Below are 4,224 nucleotides of genomic sequence, written 5' to 3' on the forward strand. Positions count from 1 at the left end.
ACGCCGAGCAGGCCGCGTCCGCCGCATAGCGCACACCACCCCTGACGTGCCCGTACGGGCGCCATGACGGGCGTCCGCACGGCACCGGACCGGAGGGACACCATGATCCGACCGAACCCGACCCCCAAACGCACTGCGGTCTGCTCACGCTGGACAACCAACCCGTGCCCCGTGACCGAGGGACTGCGCCGCTACGTCAACGGCTACTTCTGCCCCGCCCACGCCCCCGGCTCGCCCTTGCGGGAAACGCCGCCGCTCGCCCCCGACGACAACCCGCTGAAGACCGCGGCCCTGTCCGCTGCCGCGCGCGGTTGGCGCGTCTTCCCGCTCGTGCCCGGCGCCAAGCGACCGGCCGTCAGGGACTGGGAGACGCGCGCCACCACCGACGCCGAACGCATCGCGCGGTGCTGGGACCTCGCCCCCTACAACATCGGGCTTGCGACCGGCCCGAGCGGGCTGGTCGTCGTGGATCTCGACAAGCCCAAGAACGAGGACGACGTCCCGAAAGGACCGTGGGCGAACGAGAACGTCGCCGACGGTGCCGACGTGCTCGCGATCCTGGCCACGCGCGCCGAAGCGTCCTTCCCGGACGCGACGTTCACCGTGACGACACGTTCGGGCGGACGACACCTGTACTTCCTCGCCCCGGACGGGCCCGGCCTGCCCAGCACGGTGGGCAAGCACGGCTGGAAGGTCGACACCCGGGCGCACGGCGGATACGTCATCGCCGCGGGCAGCATCATCGACGCCCGCCGGTACACGATCGCGCGCGCCGGCGACGTGGCACCGCTGCCGGATTGGCTGCTCGCCCTGCTGCGACCCGCCCCGGTGGTCCGCCGCAGGGTGCCGACACCGATCCCGCGCGACACGAGCGCGTACGCCGCTGCCGCGTTGCGCAACGAGACCGCGAACGTCGCGGGCACTGCCGAGGGTGGTCGCAACGCGGCACTCGTACGGGCCGCGCGGGCGTTGGGTCGACTCGTGGCGTCCGGCGACCTTCCACGCGCGGTGGTGGAAGACGCTCTTAAGGAGGGGGCAATGGGCTCCGGTCTGACCGAGCGCGAAAGCGTCCCGGCCATCACCAGCGCACTGAACTGGTCGATCGCCCACAACAGTGCGAGTGCCGCATGACCCTGGCCACTCCTCCCCTTAAGAGCAGCCCTTCCCCTACCGAGGACGTCGGGGACGGTGCGCTGCTGTTGGACGAAGTCGAGGCGTTCCACCGGCGGTTCAACGCGTTCCCCTCCGAAGCGGCCTACGTCGCCGTCGCGTTGTGGGATGCCCACGCGCACCTGCTCGACTGCTTCGACTCAACGCCCCGTATGGCGTTCCTCTCGCCGGAACCGGGCAGCGGAAAGAGCCGCGCGCTGGAGATCGTGGAAACCCTGGTACCCAATCCGATGGTCGCGGTCAACGCGTCCGCCGCCGCGCTCTTTCGCGCCGTGTCCGCAGGCGACAGTCCACCCACGATCCTGTTCGACGAGATCGACACGATCTTCGGCCCCAAAGCAGGAGACAACGAGGAGCTTCGGGGCTGGATCAACGCCGGCCACCGACGGTCCGGCGTCACCTACCGATGCGTCGGCGACGGATCGAACCAGACCGTACAGGCGTTCCCCTCGTACTGCGCGGTCGCGGTCGCCGGACTCGGCTCCCTGCCGGACACGATCCTCACCCGATCGGTCATCATCCGCATGCGCCGTCGCGCGCCGAACGAACACGTCGAACCCTTCCGCGCTCGCCTGCACACCCCGGAAGGCAACGCGCTGCGCGACCGACTCGCCAAGTGGGCGAGCACCACCCGCGAGCGCGTCGCGGGTGCGTGGCCCGCCATGCCGGACGGAGTCACCGACCGACCCGCGGACGTGTGGGAACCCCTGCTCGCCGTCGCCGACGCGATCGGCGGTCACTGGCCCGAACGCGCCCGCAAGGCATGCGTGGAACTGGTCGAAGCGTCCAAGACCAACGACAAGGGCTCACTCGGAATTCGGCTGCTGTGCGACCTGCGCGACCACGTGTTCAACGGCGCCGACCGCGTGCCCACCGTCGCCATCCTCGCCGGACTCACCGCCAAGGACGACGCACCGTGGGGCGACCTCAACGGCAAACCCCTGGACTCGCGCGGCCTGGCCAAATGGCTGCGCGAGTACGTCACTGCCGACAACACCCCGATCAACCCTCGGAACATCAGGACCGCTTCCGGGTCGGTGGTCAAGGGCTACTACGCCGCTGATCTGTACGACGCGTGGACGCGCTACTGCCCCCCACCCCCGGAAAAGTCCGCTACCTCCGCTACCTGACGCTCGGAATGGCGTCTGACCAGCGGAAACGAAGTAGCGGATAGGGCCGGATTCCTCCGCTACCCGCCCGCTACCTCTCCGCTACCTGGCACCGGACCGACCGCGCGAGGTAGCGGGCACATCCGCTACCGCTACGGCATCCGCTACCGGAATCAGGGCTCTGACCTGCTCAGTAGCGGAAGTAGCGGGAGTAGCGCCCCTGGGAGAACAGAGCCGAAGTTTCGATCGGCATGCAGACCCGGACGGCTCACATTCGAGCCGCCCGGGGTGTCCCGAACAGCCGGAAGGACCGCGACGTGAGCCACCGCACCAGTCCTGACACCGACCTCGATCCGACCCTCGTACTCCTCACGGTCGAAGAGGGCGCCCGCCGACTCCGCATCGGCCGAACCCTGATGTACAGCCTCATCGGATCAGGCGCCATCGAGAGCGTGCCCGTCGGTCGACTCCGCCGAATCCCTCCCGACGCCCTCACCGCGTACGTAACTCAACTCAGGCAGACCAACCGTGCAGCGACCGCAGCGTGAGGAGATCCCGCATGGCAGAACAACCCAAGAAGCGCACCCGACAGCCCAACGGGGCCTCAACGACCTACCAAGGCAGCGATGGCAAGTGGCACGGCAGGGTGACGGTTGGCGTCAAGGACGACGGCACACCCGACCGGCGTCACGTGGAACGGAAGACGCATCCGGAGGTCGTCACTGCGGTGCGCGCTCTGGAGAAGCAGCGCGACGCCGGGACGGTGCGCAAGCCCGGCAAGCCGTGGACCGTCAAAGCCTGGCTGAACCACTGGGTTGAGAACATCGCCAAGCCGTACGTGAGTGAGAACAGCTACGACGGCTACGAAGTCGCCGTCCGGGTCCACCTCATTCCCGGACTCGGCGCTCACCGGCTCGAACGTCTGGAGCCGGAGCACCTGGAGCGCTTCTACCGGAAGATGCAGGACCGGGGCAGCAAGCCCGCGACCGCCCACCAGGCGCACCGCACGATCCGGACCGCGCTCGGCGAGGCGGTCCGCCGTGGTCATCTCACCAAGAACCCTGCGGAAGTCGCCAAGGCACCGCGGCTCGAAGACGAGGAGATCGAGCCGTACACCGTGGACGAAGTCCAACGGATCCTGCTCACGGCCGCCAAGAGCCGCAACAGCACCCGATGGGTCGTTGCGCTTGCGCTCGGACTTCGGCAAGGGGAAGCGCTCGGCCTTCAGTGGACTGACGTAGACCTCGAAGCCGGGTACATCCGAACGCGCTCGAATCGGCTGCGCCCGAAGTACGAGCACGGCTGTGGTGACAAGTGTGGCCGAAAGCCCGGCTACTGCCCCGACCGCAAGCAGACTCGCCGAGAGACGAAGGGCACCAAATCACGGGCCGGACGACGCACGATCGGCGTGCCGGACGAACTGATCGAGCTGTTGCGTCGCCACAAGGAGGAGCAGGACCGGGAACGCAAGGAGGCCGGTGACACCTGGCAGGACAAGGGCTACGTGTTCGCCAAACCGACCGGTGAACCGATCGTGCCCAACACGGACTACCACCACTGGAAGGCGCTTCTAGTGGCCGCCAAGGTCCGGGAAGGACGTCTTCACGACGCTCGGCACACCGCCGGCACCGTGCTCCTCCTGCTCGGCATCCCCGATCGGATCGTGGACTCGATCATGGGGTGGGAGCCGGGCGGATCGGCCCGCATGCGGGCGCGGTACATGCATGTCACCGACCCGATGCTCAGGAAGGTGGCCGGGCAGGTCGGGGCTGCGCTCTGGGGCCCTCCGGAAGGCGCCGAAGACCCCAAGTGAGACGGAAACTGAGACGGAATGAAATCAGCCCCGACCTGGCGAGAGGTCGGGGCCGACAGTTTTGCCTGTTCAGGCTGGCGGAGGATACGAGATTCGAACTCGTGAGGGTGTGAACCCAACACGCTTTCCAAG

General features: G+C 68.2%; 4 protein-coding genes. All 4 read left to right on the forward strand.

Going from position 1 to position 4,224, the window contains the following annotated elements; genetic code table 11:
• The first annotated feature begins 171 nt into the window (after positions 1-171).
• The 4 genes from GT354_RS31705 (at position 172) to GT354_RS31720 (ending at position 4,092) form a co-directional block, all read left to right on the forward strand.
• Complete coding sequence (locus GT354_RS31705; RefSeq protein ID WP_346012269.1) at positions 172-1,131, forward strand: bifunctional DNA primase/polymerase; 960 nt, start codon at positions 172-174, stop codon at positions 1,129-1,131.
• The gene (locus GT354_RS31710) at positions 1,128-2,300 is read left to right on the forward strand and encodes a DUF3631 domain-containing protein (protein WP_161359826.1); all 1,173 of its coding nucleotides are present in this window, start codon (positions 1,128-1,130) and stop codon (positions 2,298-2,300) included. The genes GT354_RS31705 and GT354_RS31710 overlap by 4 nt, the downstream gene beginning before the upstream one ends.
• 296 nt (positions 2,301-2,596) lie before the next feature.
• The gene (locus GT354_RS31715) at positions 2,597-2,827 is read left to right on the forward strand and encodes a helix-turn-helix domain-containing protein (protein ID WP_346012270.1); all 231 of its coding nucleotides are present in this window, start codon (positions 2,597-2,599) and stop codon (positions 2,825-2,827) included.
• Between the two features lie 11 nt (positions 2,828-2,838).
• Entirely contained in the window at positions 2,839-4,092 is a 1,254-nt protein-coding gene (locus tag GT354_RS31720) for a tyrosine-type recombinase/integrase (RefSeq protein WP_161359828.1), read from the forward strand.
• Positions 4,093-4,224 lie beyond the last annotated feature (132 nt).

This window comes from Streptomyces sp. SID3343 (assembly GCF_009865215.1).
GTDB lineage: Bacteria > Actinomycetota > Actinomycetes > Streptomycetales > Streptomycetaceae > Embleya.